Origin of the sequence: Corynebacterium sp. (assembly GCF_030826625.1) — a bacterium.
In the GTDB taxonomy this organism is placed as follows: domain Bacteria; phylum Actinomycetota; class Actinomycetes; order Mycobacteriales; family Mycobacteriaceae; genus Corynebacterium.
Genome location: NZ_JAPJNQ010000012.1, coordinates 16647 through 36936, shown reverse-complemented (window position 1 = coordinate 36936; position 20290 = coordinate 16647). Strand labels below are relative to the sequence as shown.

Below are 20290 nucleotides of genomic sequence, written 5' to 3'. Positions count from 1 at the left end.
CCGGCACCCCCTCCCCCAAAAAGCACAAAACCGGAGCACCCCAATCAATGAGGCACTCCGGGAAATTTCACAGACAGCGGTAAACCACAAGCACACAGCCGCGGCTTACCCAGCGATACACAGTCTTAAATCTTGATGTTGAACTGTGCCAAGAAATCGCGGACAGGCTGCAGGAAGTGCGCCCCACCCGCATGGTGGCTAACCAAGTGCACAATTCCAGCAACCAGTGCAGCTAAGCCGCCAAGACCAGCCAAGGCAGCGGCTCCTTTTCCGAAGTCAGAGCTTCCTTTTGGCTCCTTCGGCTCAACAGCAGGCTTCTCGTTTTGATCGTGCTCCTTGCCGCCTTCAACAATGTTGTCTTCGCCACCCGGCGCTGCTGCAGGTTTAACGGTGACATTTTTGCCTGGGCCTTCGTTGGTTCCAGGGATCGCAACGTTAGGAACAGGGGTGACAAACACTTCGTCACCGGCTTTCAGTTCAACACCTTCCGGAACGGCGATCTCAAAGTTCACGGTTGCAGCCACAGCAGGGGCATCCAACTGAGTTTTCGCAACCTGGCCGCCTGGGAAAGTAGCAGCGAATTCGTATTTCTTTGCGCTTGGGTACAAACGAACAGTTCCGGTGACCTTCTTGTCCCCCGCTGTAATGTCGTTTACCTGTGGCGAAACAATCATCTGCTGGTCGGCAGCATCGCCGTCTGCATTGTCCTGGCCGCCGGCTTGCCCGGCCTCATTAGCACCAGGGGCCGGTGCAATAGCCTGGTTCACCTGTGCAGCGTCGAGAGTGCTGATCTCTTCATCAGTGAAAACTGCTTCATCGTTTTTATTCTTCAGCTCTTTCGCGACGCTCTTCAGCTCATCAACGCTCAACTGAGAAATCTGCTCTTTAGTCAAACCACAGTTCTTTTCCAAATGCTGTGCAACAGCAATCGCTGGCTGTGAGTTAAAATCCAAGCCGCTGACAAAACGCTGCTCGCAATTCTGGTGCGAATCAGCTGCCTGCGCGACTGGTGCAACGGTAGGAGCAACGAGAGAAACAGATACTGCTGCAGCAGCTAGAATGCGCTTATTAAATTTCATGGATAGCCTTCCAACACAAGATACCAAGAGACAAAGACTGCTAACACTAGGAACGAAGCACTACCACAGACTGCAAAAAATTCAGCACCCTGGGTGATGTAAGCAACTTTTCTAATGTAATTATCAGCCTGTTATCAACGTATCTGGATGAATCTACAGCGTCAAGCTCCCGCAGATCCCACGACCTTATCGCTCCCCCAGGGCACAGAAAAGCCCCGGTTTACCGGGAGGGTAACCAGGGCTATCTCAGCTCGGCACGCACGTGGAGCGCGTTGCTTACCTAAGCAAGCTGCACCGCGACGCTAACTCCATCGAGCACACGGTAGACATTGCCGCCATCCTGTGGTGCAGTGACCACCTGCAGCTCGGTGGCCAAAACCTCACCGGCAATGTGCTCGCGGTGGCGGTTAGCCCACTCTTCCTTGTCGGCAGGAACCGACAGCGTGGCAGTGATGCGGTCGCTGACCGCGAAATCAGCGGCCTTGCGCGCATCTTGGATACCGCGGATTACATCGGCAGCCCAGCCCTTGGCCTCGAGCTCCTCGGTCACCGTCATATCCAACACCACCAGGCCTTCGCGGCCGGTGATCTGCGCGGTGGAATCAGGGTCTGCAGCAACCAGGCGCTCGGTGTATTCGCCTTCGCGCAGCTCAACACCGTCGGCAAGCACGAGCTCACCGGAGCGCTCGTAGTTACCCGCCTTCACGGCTTTGATCGCGCGCTGCACATCCTTGCCCAGTCGTGGACCAGCCACCTTGGCGTTGACGACGACCTCAAAACGTCCGACCGCGTCGACGTCGTCAGTCAGCTCTACCTCGTTGACGTTGACTTCATCGCGAATGATGTCGGCGAAATCGGCTAGCTGTGCCGAATCCGGCATAGCCACCAAAAGCTTCGGCAACGGCAGGCGGTTACGCAGTTTGTTGGCCTTGCGCACCGACGATGCCGCCGAGCACACCGCGCGGGTGTAGTCCATGGCGTGAACCAGATCATCGTCGGCAGGCAAATCGCTGGCGGCCGGGAAATCAGCCAGGTGCACAGAACGCTCGCCGGTCAGCCCGCGGTAAATCACTTCGGCGACATGCGGCAACAGCGGCGCGACGGTACGAGTGACGATCTCCAAAACCGTGTACAAGGTGTTGAAAGCCTCTGGGTTGGCCTCGTCGCCCTCCCAGAAACGATCACGCGAACGGCGCACGTACCAGTTGGTCAGCGCATCCGCGTACACGCGCACGGCCTCGGTGGCATCGGCAATATTGGTATTCGCCAACGCGGTATCGACTGCATCGACCAGATCGTGGGTCTTTGCCAAGATGTAGCGATCACGCACGTCCTGCGAATCCACCGACCACTGCGCCGGCTTGCTGGAATACAGCTGCAGGAAGGTATACGCGTTCCAGATCGGCAAGATCGCCTGGCGCACGCCATCACGAATACCTTGCTCAGTCACGATCAAGTTACCGCCACGCAGGATCGGGCTGGACATCAAGAACCAGCGCATCGCATCCGAGCCGTCGCGGTCAAAGACCTCGTTGACATCCGGGTAATTACCCTTCGACTTCGACATCTTCAGCCCGTCGTCGCCCAGCACGATGCCGTGGGCAACCACCTTCTTGAATGCCGGGCGGTCAAACAACGCCGTAGACAGCACGTGCAGCAGGTAGAACCAACCACGTGTCTGGCCAGAGTATTCGACGATGAAATCCGCCGGGTTGTGCGACTCAAACCATTCCTTGTTCTCGAATGGGTAGTGCTTTTGCGCAAACGGCATGGACCCGGATTCGAACCAGCAGTCCAGCACGTCTGGCACGCGGCGCATGGTGGACTTGCCGGTTGGATCATCTGGGTTCGGGCGAGTCAGCTCATCAATGTCTGGGCGGTGCAGCGATTCTGGGCGCACGCCGAAGTCGCGCTCAAGCTCATCGAGCGAGCCGTAGACGTCGATGCGTGGGTATTCCTCGCTATCAGAAATCCACACCGGGATTGGCGCACCCCAGTAGCGCGAACGCGAAATATTCCAGTCGCGGGCACCTTCCAGCCACTTGCCGAATTGGCCATCGCGGATGTGCTCTGGGATCCACTCGATCTCGTTGTGGTTGAGTTCCACCATGCGTTCGCGGATCTTGGTCACAGCGACGAACCACGCCGGCATCGCGCGGTAGATCAGCGGCTGGCCGGAGCGCCAGGAGTGTGGGTAAGAGTGGACGATGACCTGGTGGCGCAGCACGCGGCCGGTCTGCTTGAGGTCACGGATGATGTTCTTGTTCGCATCAAAGACCAGCTGGCCCTGGTAATCCGGTACATCCGCGGTGAACTCGCCGTCAGCATCCACCGGAATAACCAACTCGACGTCGGCTTCCTGACAGGTGAGCATATCGTCTTCACCGAATGCAGGTGCCTGGTGGACGACACCAGTACCGCCGTCGGTGGTGACGTAGTCTGCCTGCAAGATTTGGTAGGCGTTTTTCAGGTCCGGGAAATAACCGAAGATCGGCTCGTAAGTAAAGCCCACCAGGTCCGCACCCGGCAGGGTCAGCACAACCTCGGGTTCTTTGCCTAATTCTTTGGCATACGCGCCGCGGAGCTCGTCGGCAAGCAACAACAACTTGCCCGCGAAACCATCCGCGCCATCCTCGCCAACACGAACCACCGCATAGGTGACCTTCGGGTTGACTGCCAACGCCGCGTTCGACGGCAGCGTCCACGGCGTCGTCGTCCAAGCTACGGCTTCGACGTCGTTAAAGATCGGGTTTTCTGCCAACGTCTTTTCCGCTGCAGAACCAGCGCGGGTGCCAGTCAGCGGGAACGAGACCGTCAGCGAAGGATCCTGGCGTTCCTTATAGGAATCATCCAAGCGCGTCTCCTGGTTCGACAAGGAGGTGTGCTCAGCCCAGGAATAAGGCAGCACACGGAAGCCCTGGTAGATCAGGCCCTTGTCATACAACTCCTTGAACGCCCACATGACCGATTCCATGAACTCGATGTCCATGGTCTTGTAGCCGTTTTCAAAATCCACCCAGCGCGCCTGGCGGTTGACGTAGGCTTCCCACTCGTCGGCGTATTTCAGCACCGACGTAGCGCAAACCTCGTTGAATTTCTCCAGGCCCATCTCTTCGATCTCGTGGCGCTGGTTGATGCCGAGCTGCTTTTCGGCCTCAAGCTCAGCAGGCAGGCCGTGGCAGTCCCACCCAAACACGCGGGGGACGTAGTTGCCGGCCATGGTGCGGTAGCGCGGAACGATGTCTTTGACGTAGCCGGTGAGCAGGTGGCCATAGTGCGGCAGGCCATTCGCGAACGGTGGGCCGTCATAAAAGATGTATTCTGGCGCGTCTTTGCGCTGATCCAAAGAAGCCTGGAAGGTCTGATCGTTATCCCAATACTTTTGGACGATCGCTTCCATCGCCGGGAAGTTGTTGGTGCCGTCGGTCATATCGACCTTCGGATACACGCTGCCCACGGCCTGAGTCTCGGCTGGCTTCGCTGAGATGGCGTTGTCTGCTGTCTGCTTATCTGCAGCCACGGTTAGTCTCCTTCACACACGAATTTTCGCGATGCAGGGACGCTATGTCAGCGCGGTACCACCCTGCTTGGACCCAGACCGTGCGCGAGCACGCGGCCTGGTTCCCACTTCGTTGTGGTGAAGGTTTTCACCTTGCAGCCCGGTTCTAATGAGCTTGTCGACGCCCACAGTTCTCGCAAGTAGCATAAGCCACTGCTGACTGCCGACGGCGTACATGCCGTTCTTCCGGAAAGCTCCCCGGTGATGGCCGGATCATCGCAACATCATCGTAGCTTACAAGCAAATGTGCGCAAAGACTATTTGCTGACTATTCCCTGCACCAGCAACGGCAGGTGCGGGCTACTTCTTGCGTACTGCATCGACCGGGCTACTTCTTGCGCACTGCATCGACGATGAGCAACACCAACGCCACCCCGGCGCTGCCAAATAATGCGAACAACCACGCACTCGCACCCGTCGCCAAGAACAGCACGAGAGCCAGGAAGGCAACGAAGGCTAATAACAAGACGATGAGCATCATTGTTTCTCCTGCACGCGTCCTTCCTGCTTGCTAAGCATAACCTGTGTGATTTTTTTGGCAGTAGTTTTATTATGCCACCGGCGGGGTGATGTGGCACGGTTAGATCACACGCGAGTCATTATAGAGTTTTCCATTACCCCCAGCCGTTTTGCAGAAGCGGTTACCGTGATCGGATAATTTTAGACAGACCCCATTTTTGCGTCACCGCATCCCTGTGTCACTGTCACTGCGTCACTAAGGACAATTCCCATGAAAATCGCACTATTTGCTACCTGCATCGTCGACGCGATGTACCCACGGGTGGCTCTGGCGACCGCAAATATTCTCGAAAGGCTCGGCCACGAGGTCATCTTCCCTGAAGGCCAGGCCTGCTGCTCGCAGATGCACGTCAACAGCGGCTACCTGAAAGATGCCCTGCCTGTGGTACGCAACCACGTCAAGGCCTTCAGCTCCGTCGACTACGATGTCGCCGTCGCCCCATCCGGTTCGTGCGTGGCATCGCTGCGCCACCAACAGCCTATGGTCGCCCGCAAGAATGGCGATCCAAAGCTTGCTGAGCGCGCCACTGATATCGCCGGCAACACCTACGAGCTCGCACAGTTCCTGCGGGATGTCGAAGGCATCACTAACGCCGGCGAACAGCTCGGCTCCTACTTCCCCCACACCGTGACTTACCACCCGTCGTGCCACGGCATGCGTTTGCTGCGCTTGGGTTCACGACAGCCGGATCTGCTGGACACGGTCGCAGGCATCAACATGGTGGAATTGCCGGACAAAGAAGAATGCTGCGGTTTCGGTGGCACCTTCTCCATCAAAGATCCGGGCGTTTCCGGCGCTATGGGTGAGCAAAAAGTACGCAATATTGAATCCACCGGAGCCGAAATGTGCACCGGTGGCGACGCATCCTGCCTGATGCACTTAGGTGGCATCCTGCACCGCAAGGGCTCGCCAACCCGCACGCTGCACCTGGCAGAAATTCTGGCTTCCACCCGCGAAAACCCTTGGAACCCAGAGACCGCCGACGAACTTTCCATCCCGCAGGAGGCGAAATAATGAGCACCGTCGCTTTGGGAATGCCCGCTTACGGCCAGGGCAACATCAACCTATCGACCCCATTTCCGGCTTCTGCGAAGCATCAGATGCAAAACACGCAGATGCGCAAAAACATTCACCACGCCACGCACGCGATCCGCGCGAAGCGCAACAACGTCGTCGGCGAGGTTCCGGATTGGGAACAGCTGCGTAGTGCGGGCTCGGCAATTAAGTCGAACGTCATGGCAAACTTGCCGGAACTGCTCGAACAGTTCGCCGCCAACTTTGAGGCTGCTGGCGGTCACGTGCACTGGGCGCGCGATGCAAAAGAAGCCAACAAGATCGTCGCCGAGCTAATCCGCGAGACCGGCGAGACGGAAGTCAACAAGATCAAGTCGATGGCCACCCAGGAAATCGGCTTGGACGATTACTTGGAAGAGCGCGGCATCACCGCCACCGAAACCGACTTGGCAGAGCTGATCGTGCAGCTCGGCGAGGATAAGCCCTCCCACATTCTGGTTCCGGCGATCCACCGCAACCGCGACGAGATCCGTGAGATCTTCAAAGACAAGATGCCCGAAGCCGGCGATGACCTGACCTCCGAGCCCGCCGTGCTCGCTGAGGCGGCCCGTCGTCACCTGCGCAAACGATTCTTGTCGCGCAAGGTCGCGGTCTCTGGCGCAAACTTCGGTGTCGCCGACACCGGTACACTCTCCGTCGTCGAATCCGAGGGCAACGGCCGCATGTGCCTGAGCCTGCCAGAAACGCTGATCACCGTGATGGGCATCGAGAAGCTCATCCCGACGTTTTCTGATCTCGAGGTGTTCCTGCAACTGCTGCCGCGCTCGTCGACCGGTGAGCGCATGAACCCATACACCTCGTTGTGGACGGGTTCTTTCGACGGCGATGGCCCGAAAAACGTTCACGTGGTCCTGCTGGATAACGGCCGCTCCGCCGTCCTGAACGACGAAGACGGACGCTCCGCGCTGCATTGCATCCGCTGTTCCGCGTGTCTGAATGTTTGCCCGGTCTACGAACAAGCCGGTGGTCACTCCTATGGTTCGGTCTACCCAGGCCCGATCGGTGCGATTCTTTCACCACAGCTGACCGGCATCACCTCCGAGCAAAACGCGACCCTGCCGTTTGCTTCGTCGTTGTGCAACGCCTGTTACGACGTCTGCCCAGTCAAGATCAACATTCCGGACATTCTAGTGCACCTGCGCTCCAAAGCTGTTGACGAGCAATCCGGCCCGTCGCAAATGGCTGCGCTGATGAAGGCAGCCAGCTTCGTCATGGGCTCTGGCCAAGTGATGAAACTCGTCGAACGTGGTCTGCCACTGAGCCGCATCGTCGCCGGACGGAACGGTTCCATCGGTTGGTTGCCGGGCATCGCGGGTGGCTGGACTTCGCAACGCGATATTCCGAAACCGCCAAAGCAGGCCTTCCGGCACTGGTGGGCGAAAAACCGCGGCAACACAACGGAGGCGGATTCCTAATGGATCAGAAATACGAGTACGACGACGCGAAAACCGAGATCTTTGCGCGTTTGCGCAATTCGCTCAGCGACCACCCCACTCCACCACCAGTGCCGCGGGAATACCGCCGGGTGGGCGAACGCGAAGGTGCGGAAGTCGTCGAGGTGCTTATCGACCGACTGATCGATTACAAGGCCAACGTCTACCGCGAAGATATGTCCTCGCTGCCTGAGCGCATCGCGGAGCTGCTGGAAGATCGCACCTGCGTTATCCCTTCCGGCCTGCCGGAAAACTGGCTGCCCGATCGCGACTTCATCGTCGATACCGATGAGCAACCGCTGACCATCGATGACCTCGATTCCATCGCTGCCGTACTCACCGGTTCTACGGTCTCCTGCGCCGATACGGGCACCATCTTCTTATCCGCACGCCCAGATGAGGGCCGTCGTGCGATTACGCTGGTTCCGGATCACCACGTTTGCGTGGTCTTCGAAAAAGACGTCGTCGATTTGGTGCCACAAGCCCTGGAAGCGATCGAAGGCACCCGGCCGATCACCATGATCTCTGGCCCGTCGGCCACCTCCGATATTGAGTTGGAACGCGTGGAAGGTGTACACGGGCCGCGTCGCCTGGATATCATCATCGTTGCCGAGTAGTTGCCACGCAACTATTAGCCGCTTCACAGCAAATTTTTACTGTGGGTTAGGCTGGTACGTAATCTGCATGCAGTGCAGATAACACGACCGCCTAACCCTTTTTGTATGCCCAAATCATGCAAGAAGACCAGCACCGCTGAAAGACTGAATAGAGAAGAGAGTGCAACATGAGTGCAGGAACAGTGGGCTTTGCGCTGATCTTGCTGGTAGCAATCATGCTCGCCGGTAAGTACCTTCGCGTGAAGCTGAAATTCTTACAAAAACTACTGCTGCCCAGCAGCATCATCGCCGGACTGTTGGCACTGGTGGCTGGTGAGCAAGTCGTCGGCAAGCTCGCTGACGTTATCAACTGGGACTGGCTTGCCGACGGCGGCCTGTTCACCGAAGACATCTACACCGTCTGGTCCAGCCTCCCCGGGCTGTTGATTTCCGTTGTCTTCGCGACGCTATTTTTAGGCTCAAAGATTCCGAAGCCAGGACGTGTCCTCAAGCTCGCAGGTCCACAGCTGTCGATCGGTATAGCTTATGGCTCCGGCCAGTATGTCGTCGGTTTATTGCTCGCAGTGCTGATTCTGGCTCCGCTGTTCGATGTGGATGAGAAATTCGGTGCACTGATCGAGATCGCCTTCGAAGGTGGCCACGGCACCGCGGCAGGCATGCAGCCAGCTTTCGAAGACGTCGGAATGCCAGAGGCAACCGATTTGGCGCTGGCGATGGCTACAGTCGGCTTGGTCGCCGGCATCATCGTCGGCATGGGCTTTTTGAACTGGGCCGTGCGCAAAGGCAAGACGGAAGTAATCAAAAACGTCAACGAGCAGTCCGAATCCGAACTGCAGGGGCTCTACACCTCCGAAGAACAGGTTTCTGCTGGTCGCCAGACCGCTCGCCCCAACTCGATCGAGCCGTTGACGCTGCACATGGCTGTCGTCGGTGTCGCGATCATCATCGGTTGGTTGCTGCTTGAGCTCATTACCTGGATCGAAAACCTGCTGTGGGGACAGCCAGATTCGCTGTTCGTCTCTGAGGGTGACGGAACCACTCTGCTGGGTTATATCCCGTTGTTCCCGCTGGCGATGATCGGCGGTGTGGTCGTTCAGGTCTTCCTGGACAAGACTGGACGCACCGACCTCGTAGACCACGAGATGATGAAGCGAATCCAGGGCCTGGGCTTGGACCTGCTGATCGCAGCAGCCTTGGCGACGATCTCGCTGACCGTTATTGCTGATTACTGGCAGGCGTTCGTTCTGCTGTCCATCGCGGGCATTGCTTTCAACGTGATCATCCTGTGGTTCTTCACGCCACGCGTGATCCCAGAATTCTGGGTAGAACGTGGTGTTGGCGACTTCGGACAATCCATGGGTGTTACCGCAACTGGTCTGGCCCTGTTGCGCGTGGCCGACCCGGACGAAAAATCACCCGCTCTGGAAGCCTTCGGCTATAAACAGCTGGCCTTCGAGCCGTTCTTCGGTGGTGGCCTTGTCACCGCACTGTGCATCCCGGTGATGTTCGCCGTGGGCAACGTTTACGTCATTCTTATTCCGATGGCCATCATCTTCGTCATCGCCCTGGTCTCCGGCATCGTGTACAAAAACGGTGTTACCAAGGGCAAGTGGTCTGACCCTGCGGTCGAAGAGCTACAGAACCAGAAAGCTTAGCTATCGTCTAAGCGCTCAGCTCTTGCCGACATAGAAGCGCTTAGCGCCTTGTCGGCATAGACATGAATAATGCGCCTGCAGAACAATCTGCAGGCGCATTATTTGTAGTATTTTGCAACGACCTCGTGCACAAGACCTCAGCTGGAGCGCTCAGGCCGTGGCTGGTGCGAGAAGGATTAGTTGTTGCTGCCCTTGATGTCGCCGGACGGTGCAGCCGAGCCACGAGCTTCCAGCTCTTCCAACTGGGATTCCAGCAGGGTGCGCAGGCGAGTGCGGTATTCACGCTCGTAGGTACGCAGATCCTCAATGCGGGATTCCAGTGCCGTCTGCTGCTGCTTGACGGTGTTCATAACTTCAGTGTGCTTCTTCTCAGCATCCGCACGCAGCGACGCTGCCTTCTCATTAGCCTGGCGCAACTGTGCCTCCGCACGGGACTCAGCATCAGAGGTGGTCTGCGCTGCCTTCTTCTCCGCATCCTGAATCATCGTGCGGGAACGAGTCTCAGCTTCGTTGAGTTGCTTGGAGGATTTCTGCTCAGCAACATCAACCAAACGCTTCGCCTCTGCCTGCGCTTCTGACAACTGCTTAGACGAGCTAGAACGTGCATCGTCCAACATAGCCTTCGATTCAGCTTGCGCGTCTGCAGTCAGACGGTCAGCCATCTCCTGCGCCAAGCCCAAAACCTTGGCGGCCTGCATGTGGGTGGCAGGGGTAGCCATACCGCTGGCATCCGCGGTTGCCTGCGCTGGAGCATCAGCTGCTGGAGCCTGCTTCGCTGCTGAGGCGAAAGAACCTGCCGACTTAGCGGAGTCAGAATCCGAGGACTTCGCAGCAGATTCTGCGGCCTGACGAGCTTGCGCCAACTCTTTCTTGGTTGCCTCGTGCTCTGCCTTAGCCTGGTTAGCCTCGTTTTGTGCCTTACCAGCAGCCTTGCGAGATTCGTTCAGCTTCTCGTCGTAATCCGCACGGATTTCTTTTTCGATCTTCGAACGCAACTCAGCTTCGATCTCGGAGCGCAATTTAGACTCATCAACCGAGGAGGATGCGGAAGCCTGGGAGGTGGCAGCACCAGCAGAGCTTGCCGAGGACTTCGCTTCGGCTTCATCCAGAAGTGCGCGCAGCTCATCGTTTTCATCCTGCAATTGAGCAAGGGTGTCTTCGACTAAATCGAGGAACTGATCCACCTCATCCTCGTTGTAGCCCCGCTTGCCAATGGGTGGCTTGTTAAACGCGACGTTGTGGACGTCTGCTGGTGAAAGTGGCATTGGCACTCCCCTTCTTACTCAAGTGGCGGCCCCGCGAATGCGGACGAGACCTGTTAGTTACAAAAATCTCATGCGTTATATTAACGATATTAAATTTATCTGACTTGCAGGCTTCGATCAATCTTACCTTGCAGGTGCTGACATCAACAGCGACTACAGCAACTACTGCAGCAGCAGCGCCCGCACCAACATGCTAGCGACCATGAGCAGCAAAAACAGCACCAGCACCGACATGTCCAGCGCTACACCACCGGTTCGCAATGGTGGGATCACACGACGCAGCGCTCGTACTGGCGGCTCCGTCAGCGTGAACAGTACTTCCGCGATCATGATAAACCACCGCGGCGGTTGGAACGTTCTGCCGAACGACTGGATCATCTCAATAATGATGCGCCCAACCAAAACCAGCGTGTACAGGCGAATGATGACGAGAAGGATTACTCCGAGCATACTCACGGGCGTCTAGTTTACCTGATCATTCAATTGTTAGATACGCGTACCCGATTGCTTAGCGCAATCCAGCAGCACGCTCAAGGTCAATGCTGGTTACCTGCGCATGTTCCGGAATGATCGCGAAAATCTTGCGGTCGGTCTCCAACTTCGCGGTAACGTTTTTCATCTGCCCGCGCAACGCGAAGCACAAGCCAGCCGAGAAATCGATGATGCGCTTAGCGACTCCGCGCTCTGCGTCAGTGATTTCGAAAACCACCACGTCACCATCACGGAAAGCTTCACCCATCTTGCGGGCTTCGTCATAGCTCATCAACGACAAGGCGACGACCGCTGGCTCCGGATTCACCGCAGGCGCTGGGGCGGCGACAGCATAATCGTCATAGCTATGGCCACGCGACGGCGCAGCTTCACGCAATGGTTCACGCTCGTATCCGTAATCACGCGCACCGGCGGCTTCGCGGCGTGGCGGTAAATCGCGATATGCACCATCGCGTGGTTCGTCCCTCATCGGAGCTTCGCGATATCCCTCACGACGGTCATAATCCGCAGCTTCGTCGTACTCGTAATAAGCATCGTCTTCCGGACCAAAGAAAAACTCTTTGGCAGAGCGCATGATAGACATTAGCTTTCCCCTTGTTAATTAATTAGCGATGGTAAATTGCGTTGATAAATCTTCGTTTGGCTGTTTGCGAACCCGCTGCTTAAAAAGCTACTGGCCGCTGGCCCATGATGCCAGTACCGACACGCACGATATCACTACCTGCGGCAATGGCTTTATCCAGGTCAGCCGACATACCTGCAGATAACCGAAGCACACGCCCAAAACGCGCAGCCAGCGCATCACAGAGAGCACGGGCCTCGCGGAACACCTCGCTGGCATCGGCATCCAACGGCGGCACGACCATGATGCCGGCTAGTTTCAGTTGCGTCAGCTTGTCGACGTGCGCTGCCAATTCTTCCAAGTCTTGTGCTTGCACACCGCCTCGGGAGGAATCGCCATCAACCGACAACTGCAAAAACACTGGCAGGACAAAGTCTGCCGGCCGCTGCTCGCGTTCTTTCGCAAGACTTATGCCTCGGTCCAAAGCGTCGGCAAGCTTGATTGAATCTAGTGAGTGCACACTATGTGCCCAGCGAGCAACGGAATTCGCCTTCTTCGTCTGCACCTGGCCGATCATGTGAAAACGGACGTCGGGCAGCTTTTCCGCTTTGTCGCGAGCTTCTTGTTCCCGGTTTTCCGCCACGTCGGTTTCACCCAGCGCCGCCAATTGGGCGATAGCTTCAACCGGGTGAAACTTCGTCACCGGCAGCAAGGTAATCTCTTGTGGATCGCGCCCGTTCTCCCGCGCTGCCTGCCTAATCAGCTCAAACGTCTGTTCAAGGTTTCGCTGGAGTTCGCGTTTGCTCAGTCCCGCCTCGCTGGAAGTTTCCGTTGCGCTAACAGCAGGCTGATTCGTTGCAGCCTCGCGAGCAATATCGTTGTTGCTACACATCGTTATTTTCCCGTCAACCAAATCACACCGGCTTGGCGCCCGGTGGTGCCTTCGCGGCGGTAAGAGAAAAATTCTTTATTAGCGATGGTGCAGCGCGGGTCCGCCTCGATCGCCGTTACCCCGAGGCTTAGCAGCTGACGCACGAGCCCTGCCCTAATGTCTAATCCAGCCGTCCCCTTTTTCGTTCGGGTACGAGAACCAGGCAAACGGGCTTCGACGTCGGCAGCCATCGCAGCGGGGACTTCGTAGTTCTCACCGCTGGCAGCAGGTCCAAGCAAAGCCTGAATATTGTTTGGGTTTGCGCCTAGCTCCGTCATCGTTTCCACGGTGCGCGACACGATGCCGTTTCGCGCACCCATTCGACCGGCATGCACAGCAGCGCACACACCAGCCTGTGGATCCGCTAACAGCACCGGCACACAGTCTGCTACCAACACGCCCAAAGCAAGATGCGGAACCGTCGTCACCATTGCATCGGTCGCTGCAAGTGGCTCTGTACTAGTTTCGGTCACCACGCTCACGGTGTTGGTGTGCAGTTGCTCCATCCATTGGATGTGCTCAAGTTCAAGCACTCTGGCGAGACGTTCACGGTTATCGGCGACATTCTGCGCGTTATCACCGACGTGCTCGGCCAGATTGAATGATCCATACGGCTGCTGCGAAACCCCGCCGTTGCGAGTGGTGAAAACCATGCGCACGGGGCGTTTGTCTACCGGAAGCTTCGCTGCTTGGGTGCCTGAAGTCTTCATCTCAGAAGGATCCTGCGAGATCATGCTGGCTTAGCGCATGAAATCTGGAACGTCCAGATCATCATCCGGTTCAGACTCACGCTGCGGCTGACGTGGCTCCGGTGCCTGATTGAAGCGATCCGAAGAAGTAAACAGCCCGCCCGAACGGCTGGTCTGAGTACGTGGCTTTTCACGTTCACTGAACAGCGAACCGCGTTCTGGGCGTGGTGGGCGCGGCTCACTCGCTTGGGTGCGTGCGGCGGAGTCGGCTGCTGGCCCGCGCTGTGCTTGCGCAGCACTTTGTGCGCTCGCGTTCTGCGCTGCGGCGTGTGAGCCGTATTCGTCCTGCAAATTAGCCTCTGCATCGAAACCGGTCGCAATGATGGTCACACGAACTTCATCGCCCAAGTTATCGTCGATGATAGTACCGAAAATGATGTTGGCGTCCGGGTCAGCCTTTTCTTCGACCATCGTGGAAGCCTGGTAAACCTCTTGCAAGCCCAAATCGGAGCCACCAGCGATCGAGAGCAGCACGCCCTTGGCGCCTTCCATGGTGGATTCCAGCAATGGCGAGTTGATTGCGTGTTCCGCAGCGGTCATCACACGATCATCCCCGCGCGCCGAACCTACGCCCATCAGAGCCGAGCCGGCTTCAGCCATCACCGAGCGGACGTCAGCAAAGTCGACGTTGATCATGCCCGGAATGGTGATCAGGTTGGTAATACCTTGCACACCGTTGTGCAAAACCTCGTCTGCTGCGCGGAAAGCTTCCATCATGGACAGGTTGGCATCGCCCAGTTGCAGCAGACGATCGTTAGGGATCACGATCAAGGTGTCACAGACTTCGCGCAGTTCCGCGATACCGGCCTCAGCCTGGCGAGAGCGCCGAGCGCCCTCAAATTTAAACGGGCGGGTGACAACGCCGACGGTCAGTGCGCCCATCTTCCTAGCGATATTAGCGACGACTGGGGCTGCACCAGTGCCGGTTCCGCCGCCCTCACCTGCAGTCACGAAAACCATGTCGGCGCCGCGCAGAGTCTCTTCCAACTCAGACTTAGAATCCTCGGCGGAGCTGCGGCCTACCTCCGGGTTCGCTCCCGCACCCAATCCGCGGGTAGCTTCCCGGCCAATGTCGTGTTTGACGTCTGCATCGGAAAACAGAAGAGCCTGCGAGTCCGTGTTAATCGCAACGAATTGGACCCCTTTGAGGCCCTCTTCGATCATGCGGTTCACTGCGTTGACGCCGCCGCCGCCAACGCCAACGACCTTGATATCAGCAAGGTTATTGTTAGGTGAGGTCATAAGAGGAGTTCCGGCCTTTCAGGTTCTGCTTTTTCATCTCTGCGGGCATTGAGATATCGGCGCATTATTTCGCCAATACGTTACGTGACTATCTTGAGTGACACTTCTGTAATTTTGGCGCATATTCGCGCGCGTGTCGAACACCTAAACCTTTACTTTAGGGTACTGAACTGGGCTTTTCTCCGAATTTCCGCGGTGATCACCCCCTGCGATCACCCCCGCAGCGGCTGCTGTCTAGCGAACTGTCACCAAGCTCGGATTCGAAATGTCCCAGCGATCGCCTTCACGGTGAATAACGTGCTCGAGGGCAGCGGCTTTTTGCTCATTCGCATCACTGGTACCCCAATAGATTTTGCGCCCATCATGCAACTGTAATTCCATAGCTTGGGAGCGGCTAATCTCTAACGACGCAATTTCCCTACGAATCTCATTCGGCACCGTCGCGATCGCTGTCACTGCTGTATTCACAGCATCGTCATCGTCGACTTCACCGGTGATCTCTACGGCTTCTTCCGGCGGCACGTCAATCAAAAATGCATGCCCTTGGTGATCAATCAGATGCGCGCCGTCGTCATGCTCAACATAGCCAACCACCTCACGCTCAGCTACTTCGATATTTACAGTCGACGGGAAATGCCGAGAGACTGTCACTCCCCGCACCCATGACTGTTGCACGATCCGGCTGGCAGCACCCGTTGCATCAACGCGCAGCAAATTATCGCCTTCACGCACGCCACTATCCTCGATCACTGCCTCAGTGCTCACACGCTCATTACCGGTGACCTCGATCTGGCCGACCCTCAACACAGGGAAAAGCCACAGGATTCCAGCGATGACTACGACAACCGCAAGCACGGCGGTAATGCTCAAAGCAACGGGTTTTTTCCGCACGGCTAGCGCCCAGCCTCAACATCAACATCAGCATCAGCATTATTATCGCCAGCAGCGCGCAAATGCTGCAGAATTTCCGGGGCCAACACCGTAACCGAACCAGCGCCCATGGTCAGCACCAGGTCATGAGGACCAGCCAGCGAGGCAATCGTCTCAGGGGCCGCTGACATATCAGGCTCGTAGCGCACGGCGACGGATTCTTCCATCGCGTTCGTAATGATCCGGGAGGTAAGACCTTCCACTGGAGTTTCCCGGGCACCAAAGATATCAAGCACCACGCAGGCATCGGCAAGCGAAAGAGCCTGTGCGAATTCGCGGTAAAACTCTTTAGTACGCGAATACAGATGCGGCTGGAAACACGCGATGACCTTGCCTCCTTGCGCCTCAGCCAATACCTGCTCGCGTGCGGCAGTCAACACCGCCATGACTTCTGTCGGATGATGTGCGTAATCGTCATAGACCTTCACGCCAGCAAACGGCCCAGAAGTGACCTCACCATGGTATTCAAAACGACGACGGACTCCCGCGAAGCTCGCAACCCCGTCAGCGAGTTTTTGCGCATCGACCCCAGCCGCAGTGCCGGCCAGCACTGCGGCAACTGAATTAAGCACCATGTGATAGCCGGGAATTTGCACCAAGTATTCCAAAGAAATCTCTTGCGGTTGGTTTTTTGCACCAGCACGTTGAGAGCTTTTCGCGCCAGCCGCACTGCGTGCAGAATGAATCCCTGCGGGAAGACGCAACTGCAGCCACACCCGGGTACCCGCTGTTAAAACCTCGGTAGCAGTGATTTCTGCGACCAGCAGGTCCGCAACCTCCGGCGAACGGGTCTGCGAAGATGTGCCATAGCCGAGCACCGTGATGCCACGGCGTGCACACTCCACTGCAAGATCAGCGGTGTGTTTGTCATCAAGGCAAGCAACCAACACACCGTCATCGGCAATTAAATCTGCAAAGTCTTCGAAAACCTGGAAATAATTTTCCGCGGTACCAAAATAATCCAGATGATCAGGCTCAATATTCGTCACCACCGCGATCGACGGGCGGTAGCGCAACAATGAAGCATCTGATTCATCAGCTTCCGCAACGAATACCTCACCGGTCCCTTGATGCGCATTAGTGCCTGCCCGGTTGAGTTGTCCACCAATCGCGAAGGAAGGGTCCGTGCCCGCAGCCTGCAAAGCAGTCACTGCCATCGACGTCGTTGAAGTCTTCCCGTGCGTACCCGCGATCAACAGCTGGGTATAGCCATCCATCAATTCAGCCAAGAGATCAGAACGACGGATCACTGGTATTCCGTGGCGAGCCGCAGCGGCAAGCTCGGGATTATCTTGCGGGATAGCAGCGAAAGAGGTGACGACGACCGTCGGCAAGCTGCCTGATAATTCCAAATTCTCAGCGCTGTGGCCGATGGCGATTTCTGCGCCCATCGAACGCAGTGCGCGCACTGGTCGGGAATCTTTCACGTCCGAGCCAGACACCGTGGCGTCACGGGAAAGCAATATGCGAGCGACGCCTGACATGCCCGCACCCCCTATGCCCACGAGGTGGACACGGGAAAGATCAATGGTATCTGCAGAGTTGTGTTCTGCCACGGTGAACTCCTAGCTCGTGGACTCGCGGGTGGATTGAGTAGTCGAATTATCGAAGACGATACGTTCGGCCAAACGCCACGCAGCATCGCCTTGTTCTGAAGCAGCCGCTGCCTTGCGCATCTGTCGGTAGTTCTCTTCGTCACCCAGAATCTCGGTAACTGCCTCATACATCACGTCAGGCGAGAATTTTGCATCGTCGATCTTACGTGCCGCGCCTTCGGCCACCACAGTTTTGCAGTTCAAGCCCTGCTCACCATTCCCAATCGGCAAGGGCACGTAAATCGCAGGCAAACCACACGCAGAAACTTCCGCGACTGTCATAGCTCCAGAGCGGCACACCACCAGATCGGCAACTGCGAGTGCTGCACCCATGTCCTCGATGTATGGCAAGGAAACATAGTGTTTTTTCTCCGCCGGGGGATCGTTTTTCTTCCCGTAGGCGTGCAATACCTGGTAACCATCAGCAAGAAGACGGTCGATGCTTCCGGCGACCGCAGTGTTGATCGAAGCCGCTCCTTGGGAACCGCCGGTGATCAAAATGGTGGGACGATCGTCGGCAAGCCCAAACAGTTCCCGGCCGCGCGCCGCCTTCTCCCCACTCGGGTCTCCCCCAGTCAGTTGTGGGCGCACAGGGATACCCACGACATCGCCCGGCATGCCTGAGCTCTCTATCGCATTGAAACCGGTGCCGCCCAAGCGCACACCCATCTTGTTGGCCATGCCCGCCAGCGCATTCGTTTCTAACACATAAAACGGGATGCCCAGCGATTTCGCTGCTAGGTAGGCCGAAGCAGAAACATAACCGCCAGTGCCAAAAACGGCATCTGCTCGGTTTTTCTTCAAGATTTTGCGGGCCTGTCGAATCGACCGTAGAACTTTGAAGGGCAAAGCAAACAAATCACCGTTGATGCGGCGTGGAACCGGCACCGGGGTGATCAATTCCAGGTCAAAACCGCGGGACGGAATGATATCGCTTTCCAAGCCCCGAGATGTCCCCAACGCTAAAACCTCAGCTTTATAGCGGGTACGCAGGACCTCGCCGACCGCCAGTGCTGGCTCGATGTGCCCGGCTGTACCGCCTCCGGCGAGGACAACGGTTAATGCCGAATCGGTCGTTGACGCCATGTTCCTGGTCGGCCTTTCTGATTTGAGTACGAATTCGTGCGTGCAGTGCGGTCCCTTGGCTCACCAGCGGGTGAACGGCCGGGCTGCTGCGAGCGTGAGCGGGCGGTCACGGCAGTGCCAAAGCGCTGCTCGCCACGGCGATGCTCAGGACGGGATTGGGCTGGGCGTCCTGCTGGTTGCCGACTTCCTGCCCGGCCACGTCCACGTTGGTGGCCAGCAGCCGTGCGAGAAGAAGCGACTGCAACCGTAGGCTCTGGGATCATCAGCACTCGATCAAACAGCGGACGACCATAGCTTTGCATATAGGAAACTGCTTCTGGCTCGTGCCGTGCAACAGAGGCCAGCAATCCCATCGCCCCAAGCGTAACCACGGTGGAGGTGCCGCCGGAAGAAATCAACGGAAGCTGCACACCGGTCATGGGCATCAAACCGATGACATAGGAAATATTATAAAACGCTTGTGAAACCACAGTCGCGGTCAACGTCGCAGCTAGCAGCGATTGGAACTGATTCTGTGCGCGCATTGCGGTCCGCAAGCCAAAAACACCCAGGATCACAAACATCGTGACGACAAGCGCGCCACCGAACAATCCGAGTTCTTCACCAATGATCGCGAAAACGAAGTCATTTTTCGCTTCTGGTAAGTAAAACCATTTCGCACGCGATTGGCCGATGCCAACGCCGGTCAGTGAACCGTCGGCAAGCGACAAAAAGCCTTGATAAGTCTGGAAGGCCGAGCCACGGGTGTCCGTGAAGTTGCCGGTGAACGCGCCGAAAAACGTCGTAAAGCGGTCGCTGCGGTAACCACCGCTCAAAAAGACATAAATCAGTGCGATGACACAGCCTACGATCGCCAAAGCGATTACGCGCCAGTTGATGCCAGCGAAAAACAGCGCGAAACCGACCACGACCGCGAATGTCATCGCCACACCCAGATTGCCCTCGGCAACCATCGCACCGAAGAACAGAATAGAAATGCAGATATAAACCACGAACGGGTTGGTCAGTTTGACCTCGTTTAACGAACGCGGCGGACGCTTGTTCGCCAAACTCAAAGCACCAAACATTGCAACGGCGATACGGGTGATCTCAGAAGGCTGCAGGCGTAATGGCCCCAGCACGATCCAGGATTGCGAACCCACCTCATTGCGGCCGACACCAATTCCCGGAACGAAAACCAGCAACGTCAATACCGCAGCAAGCGCCAAAAACCATGGAGTCAGTTTTTTGACGGTGCTGAATGGAGTTCTCAGCGCAAACCAAAACACGGCGAGACCGAACAGCACATAGGCTGTCTGCCGTATCGCTTGCGCCCAGACTGTGTTGCCTTCAATGACCGACCACGTCATGGTCGCAGAAAACGCCATGACCACGCCGATGCCGACCAACACGAATATCGAAATGCGCAGCATCAAGTAGTCCAAGCCAGGATGCTTGGGCAAGTTGAGCTTCCAGTTACGCCAGGTGCGACGGCTGCGTTGCGGGGTCTGTGTGGCCATGG

Annotated in this window: 17 protein-coding genes; 4 read left to right on the top strand and 13 right to left on the bottom strand. The window is 57.0% G+C overall.

The genetic code is table 11. The features are described 5' to 3' along the window. Window positions 1-125 precede the first annotated feature (125 nt). From RCH87_RS02875 to RCH87_RS02865, 3 genes are all read right to left on the bottom strand, one after another. Entirely contained in the window at window positions 126-1079 is a 954-nt protein-coding gene (locus RCH87_RS02875) for a hypothetical protein (protein WP_306515247.1), read from the bottom strand. Window positions 1080-1359: 280 nt separating this feature from the next. Further along, a complete protein-coding gene (gene ileS, locus RCH87_RS02870) occupies window positions 1360-4509 on the bottom strand; it encodes an isoleucine--tRNA ligase (RefSeq protein ID WP_306515250.1) in 3150 nt (1049 codons plus the stop codon). 457 nt (window positions 4510-4966) lie between these two features. Continuing rightward, a complete protein-coding gene (locus tag RCH87_RS02865) occupies window positions 4967-5119 on the bottom strand; it encodes a hypothetical protein (RefSeq protein ID WP_306515246.1) in 153 nt (50 codons plus the stop codon). Window positions 5120-5368: 249 nt separating this feature from the next. Between RCH87_RS02865 and RCH87_RS02860 the strand changes: the two genes are divergently transcribed. The 4 genes from RCH87_RS02860 (at window position 5369) to RCH87_RS02845 (ending at window position 9937) form a co-directional block, all read left to right on the top strand. Continuing rightward, entirely contained in the window at window positions 5369-6172 is an 804-nt protein-coding gene (locus RCH87_RS02860) for a (Fe-S)-binding protein (protein ID WP_306515245.1), read from the top strand. After that, a complete protein-coding gene (locus tag RCH87_RS02855) occupies window positions 6172-7647 on the top strand; it encodes a LutB/LldF family L-lactate oxidation iron-sulfur protein (protein ID WP_306515244.1) in 1476 nt (491 codons plus the stop codon). Before RCH87_RS02860 ends, RCH87_RS02855 begins: the two co-directional genes overlap by 1 nt. Further along, on the top strand, window positions 7647-8282 hold the full coding sequence (locus RCH87_RS02850; protein WP_306515243.1) for an LUD domain-containing protein: 636 nt from the start codon (window positions 7647-7649) through the stop codon (window positions 8280-8282). The genes RCH87_RS02855 and RCH87_RS02850 overlap by 1 nt, the downstream gene beginning before the upstream one ends. A gap of 167 nt (window positions 8283-8449) precedes the next feature. Beyond that, window positions 8450-9937, top strand: coding sequence for a sodium/glutamate symporter (locus RCH87_RS02845; protein ID WP_306515242.1), 1488 nt, complete (start codon window positions 8450-8452; stop codon window positions 9935-9937). Window positions 9938-10113: 176 nt separating this feature from the next. Here RCH87_RS02845 and RCH87_RS02840 read toward each other — a convergent pair whose 3' ends face one another. The 10 genes from RCH87_RS02840 to RCH87_RS02795 form a co-directional block, all read right to left on the bottom strand. Beyond that, a complete protein-coding gene (locus RCH87_RS02840; protein ID WP_306515241.1) occupies window positions 10114-11202 on the bottom strand; it encodes a DivIVA domain-containing protein in 1089 nt (362 codons plus the stop codon). Window positions 11203-11364: 162 nt separating this feature from the next. Continuing rightward, window positions 11365-11652, bottom strand: a complete 288-nt coding sequence (locus RCH87_RS02835; protein WP_306515249.1) for a YggT family protein — start codon at window positions 11650-11652, stop codon at window positions 11365-11367. A gap of 58 nt (window positions 11653-11710) precedes the next feature. Continuing rightward, window positions 11711-12277: a cell division protein SepF gene (locus RCH87_RS02830; protein ID WP_306515240.1), complete on the bottom strand. Its 567-nt coding sequence runs from the start codon at window positions 12275-12277 to the stop codon at window positions 11711-11713. A gap of 79 nt (window positions 12278-12356) precedes the next feature. Next, window positions 12357-13148, bottom strand: coding sequence for a YggS family pyridoxal phosphate-dependent enzyme (locus RCH87_RS02825; RefSeq protein ID WP_306515239.1), 792 nt, complete (start codon window positions 13146-13148; stop codon window positions 12357-12359). Between the two features lie 2 nt (window positions 13149-13150). Next, entirely contained in the window at window positions 13151-13897 is a 747-nt protein-coding gene (pgeF, locus tag RCH87_RS02820; protein WP_306515238.1) for a peptidoglycan editing factor PgeF, read from the bottom strand. 30 nt (window positions 13898-13927) lie between these two features. Further along, complete coding sequence (ftsZ, locus tag RCH87_RS02815) at window positions 13928-15178, bottom strand: cell division protein FtsZ (RefSeq protein ID WP_306515237.1); 1251 nt, start codon at window positions 15176-15178, stop codon at window positions 13928-13930. A 234-nt stretch (window positions 15179-15412) separates the two neighbouring features. Then, window positions 15413-16069 (bottom strand): cell division protein FtsQ/DivIB, encoded by a 657-nt coding sequence (locus tag RCH87_RS02810; protein WP_306515236.1) that lies wholly within the window; start codon window positions 16067-16069, stop codon window positions 15413-15415. 2 nt (window positions 16070-16071) lie between these two features. Then, on the bottom strand, window positions 16072-17592 hold the full coding sequence (gene murC, locus RCH87_RS02805; RefSeq protein WP_373690901.1) for a UDP-N-acetylmuramate--L-alanine ligase: 1521 nt from the start codon (window positions 17590-17592) through the stop codon (window positions 16072-16074). Between the two features lie 81 nt (window positions 17593-17673). Then, entirely contained in the window at window positions 17674-18789 is a 1116-nt protein-coding gene (murG, locus tag RCH87_RS02800) for an undecaprenyldiphospho-muramoylpentapeptide beta-N-acetylglucosaminyltransferase (RefSeq protein ID WP_306515234.1), read from the bottom strand. Then, window positions 18762-20288: an FtsW/RodA/SpoVE family cell cycle protein gene (locus RCH87_RS02795; protein WP_306515233.1), complete on the bottom strand. Its 1527-nt coding sequence runs from the start codon at window positions 20286-20288 to the stop codon at window positions 18762-18764. The genes murG and RCH87_RS02795 overlap by 28 nt, the downstream gene beginning before the upstream one ends. Between the last annotated feature and the right edge of the window lie 2 nt (window positions 20289-20290).

Coding starts and splice junctions, on each gene's coding strand:
- RCH87_RS02875 (WP_306515247.1), bottom strand. CDS start 1,079: ATGAAATTTAATAAGCGCATTCTAGCTGCTGCAGCAGTATCTGTTTCT.
- ileS (WP_306515250.1), bottom strand. CDS start 4,509: ATGACCGACGGCACCAACAACTTCCCGGCGATGGAAGCGATCGTCCAA.
- RCH87_RS02865 (WP_306515246.1), bottom strand. CDS start 5,119: ATGATGCTCATCGTCTTGTTATTAGCCTTCGTTGCCTTCCTGGCTCTC.
- RCH87_RS02860 (WP_306515245.1), top strand. CDS start 5,369: ATGAAAATCGCACTATTTGCTACCTGCATCGTCGACGCGATGTACCCA.
- RCH87_RS02855 (WP_306515244.1), top strand. CDS start 6,172: ATGAGCACCGTCGCTTTGGGAATGCCCGCTTACGGCCAGGGCAACATC.
- RCH87_RS02850 (WP_306515243.1), top strand. CDS start 7,647: ATGGATCAGAAATACGAGTACGACGACGCGAAAACCGAGATCTTTGCG.
- RCH87_RS02845 (WP_306515242.1), top strand. CDS start 8,450: ATGAGTGCAGGAACAGTGGGCTTTGCGCTGATCTTGCTGGTAGCAATC.
- RCH87_RS02840 (WP_306515241.1), bottom strand. CDS start 11,202: ATGCCACTTTCACCAGCAGACGTCCACAACGTCGCGTTTAACAAGCCA.
- RCH87_RS02835 (WP_306515249.1), bottom strand. CDS start 11,652: ATGCTCGGAGTAATCCTTCTCGTCATCATTCGCCTGTACACGCTGGTT.
- RCH87_RS02830 (WP_306515240.1), bottom strand. CDS start 12,277: ATGTCTATCATGCGCTCTGCCAAAGAGTTTTTCTTTGGTCCGGAAGAC.
- RCH87_RS02825 (WP_306515239.1), bottom strand. CDS start 13,148: ATGTGTAGCAACAACGATATTGCTCGCGAGGCTGCAACGAATCAGCCT.
- pgeF (WP_306515238.1), bottom strand. CDS start 13,897: ATGAAGACTTCAGGCACCCAAGCAGCGAAGCTTCCGGTAGACAAACGC.
- ftsZ (WP_306515237.1), bottom strand. CDS start 15,178: ATGACCTCACCTAACAATAACCTTGCTGATATCAAGGTCGTTGGCGTT.
- murC (WP_373690901.1), bottom strand. CDS start 17,592: ATGTCAGGCGTCGCTCGCATATTGCTTTCCCGTGACGCCACGGTGTCT.
- murG (WP_306515234.1), bottom strand. CDS start 18,789: ATGGCGTCAACGACCGATTCGGCATTAACCGTTGTCCTCGCCGGAGGC.
- RCH87_RS02795 (WP_306515233.1), bottom strand. CDS start 20,288: ATGGCCACACAGACCCCGCAACGCAGCCGTCGCACCTGGCGTAACTGG.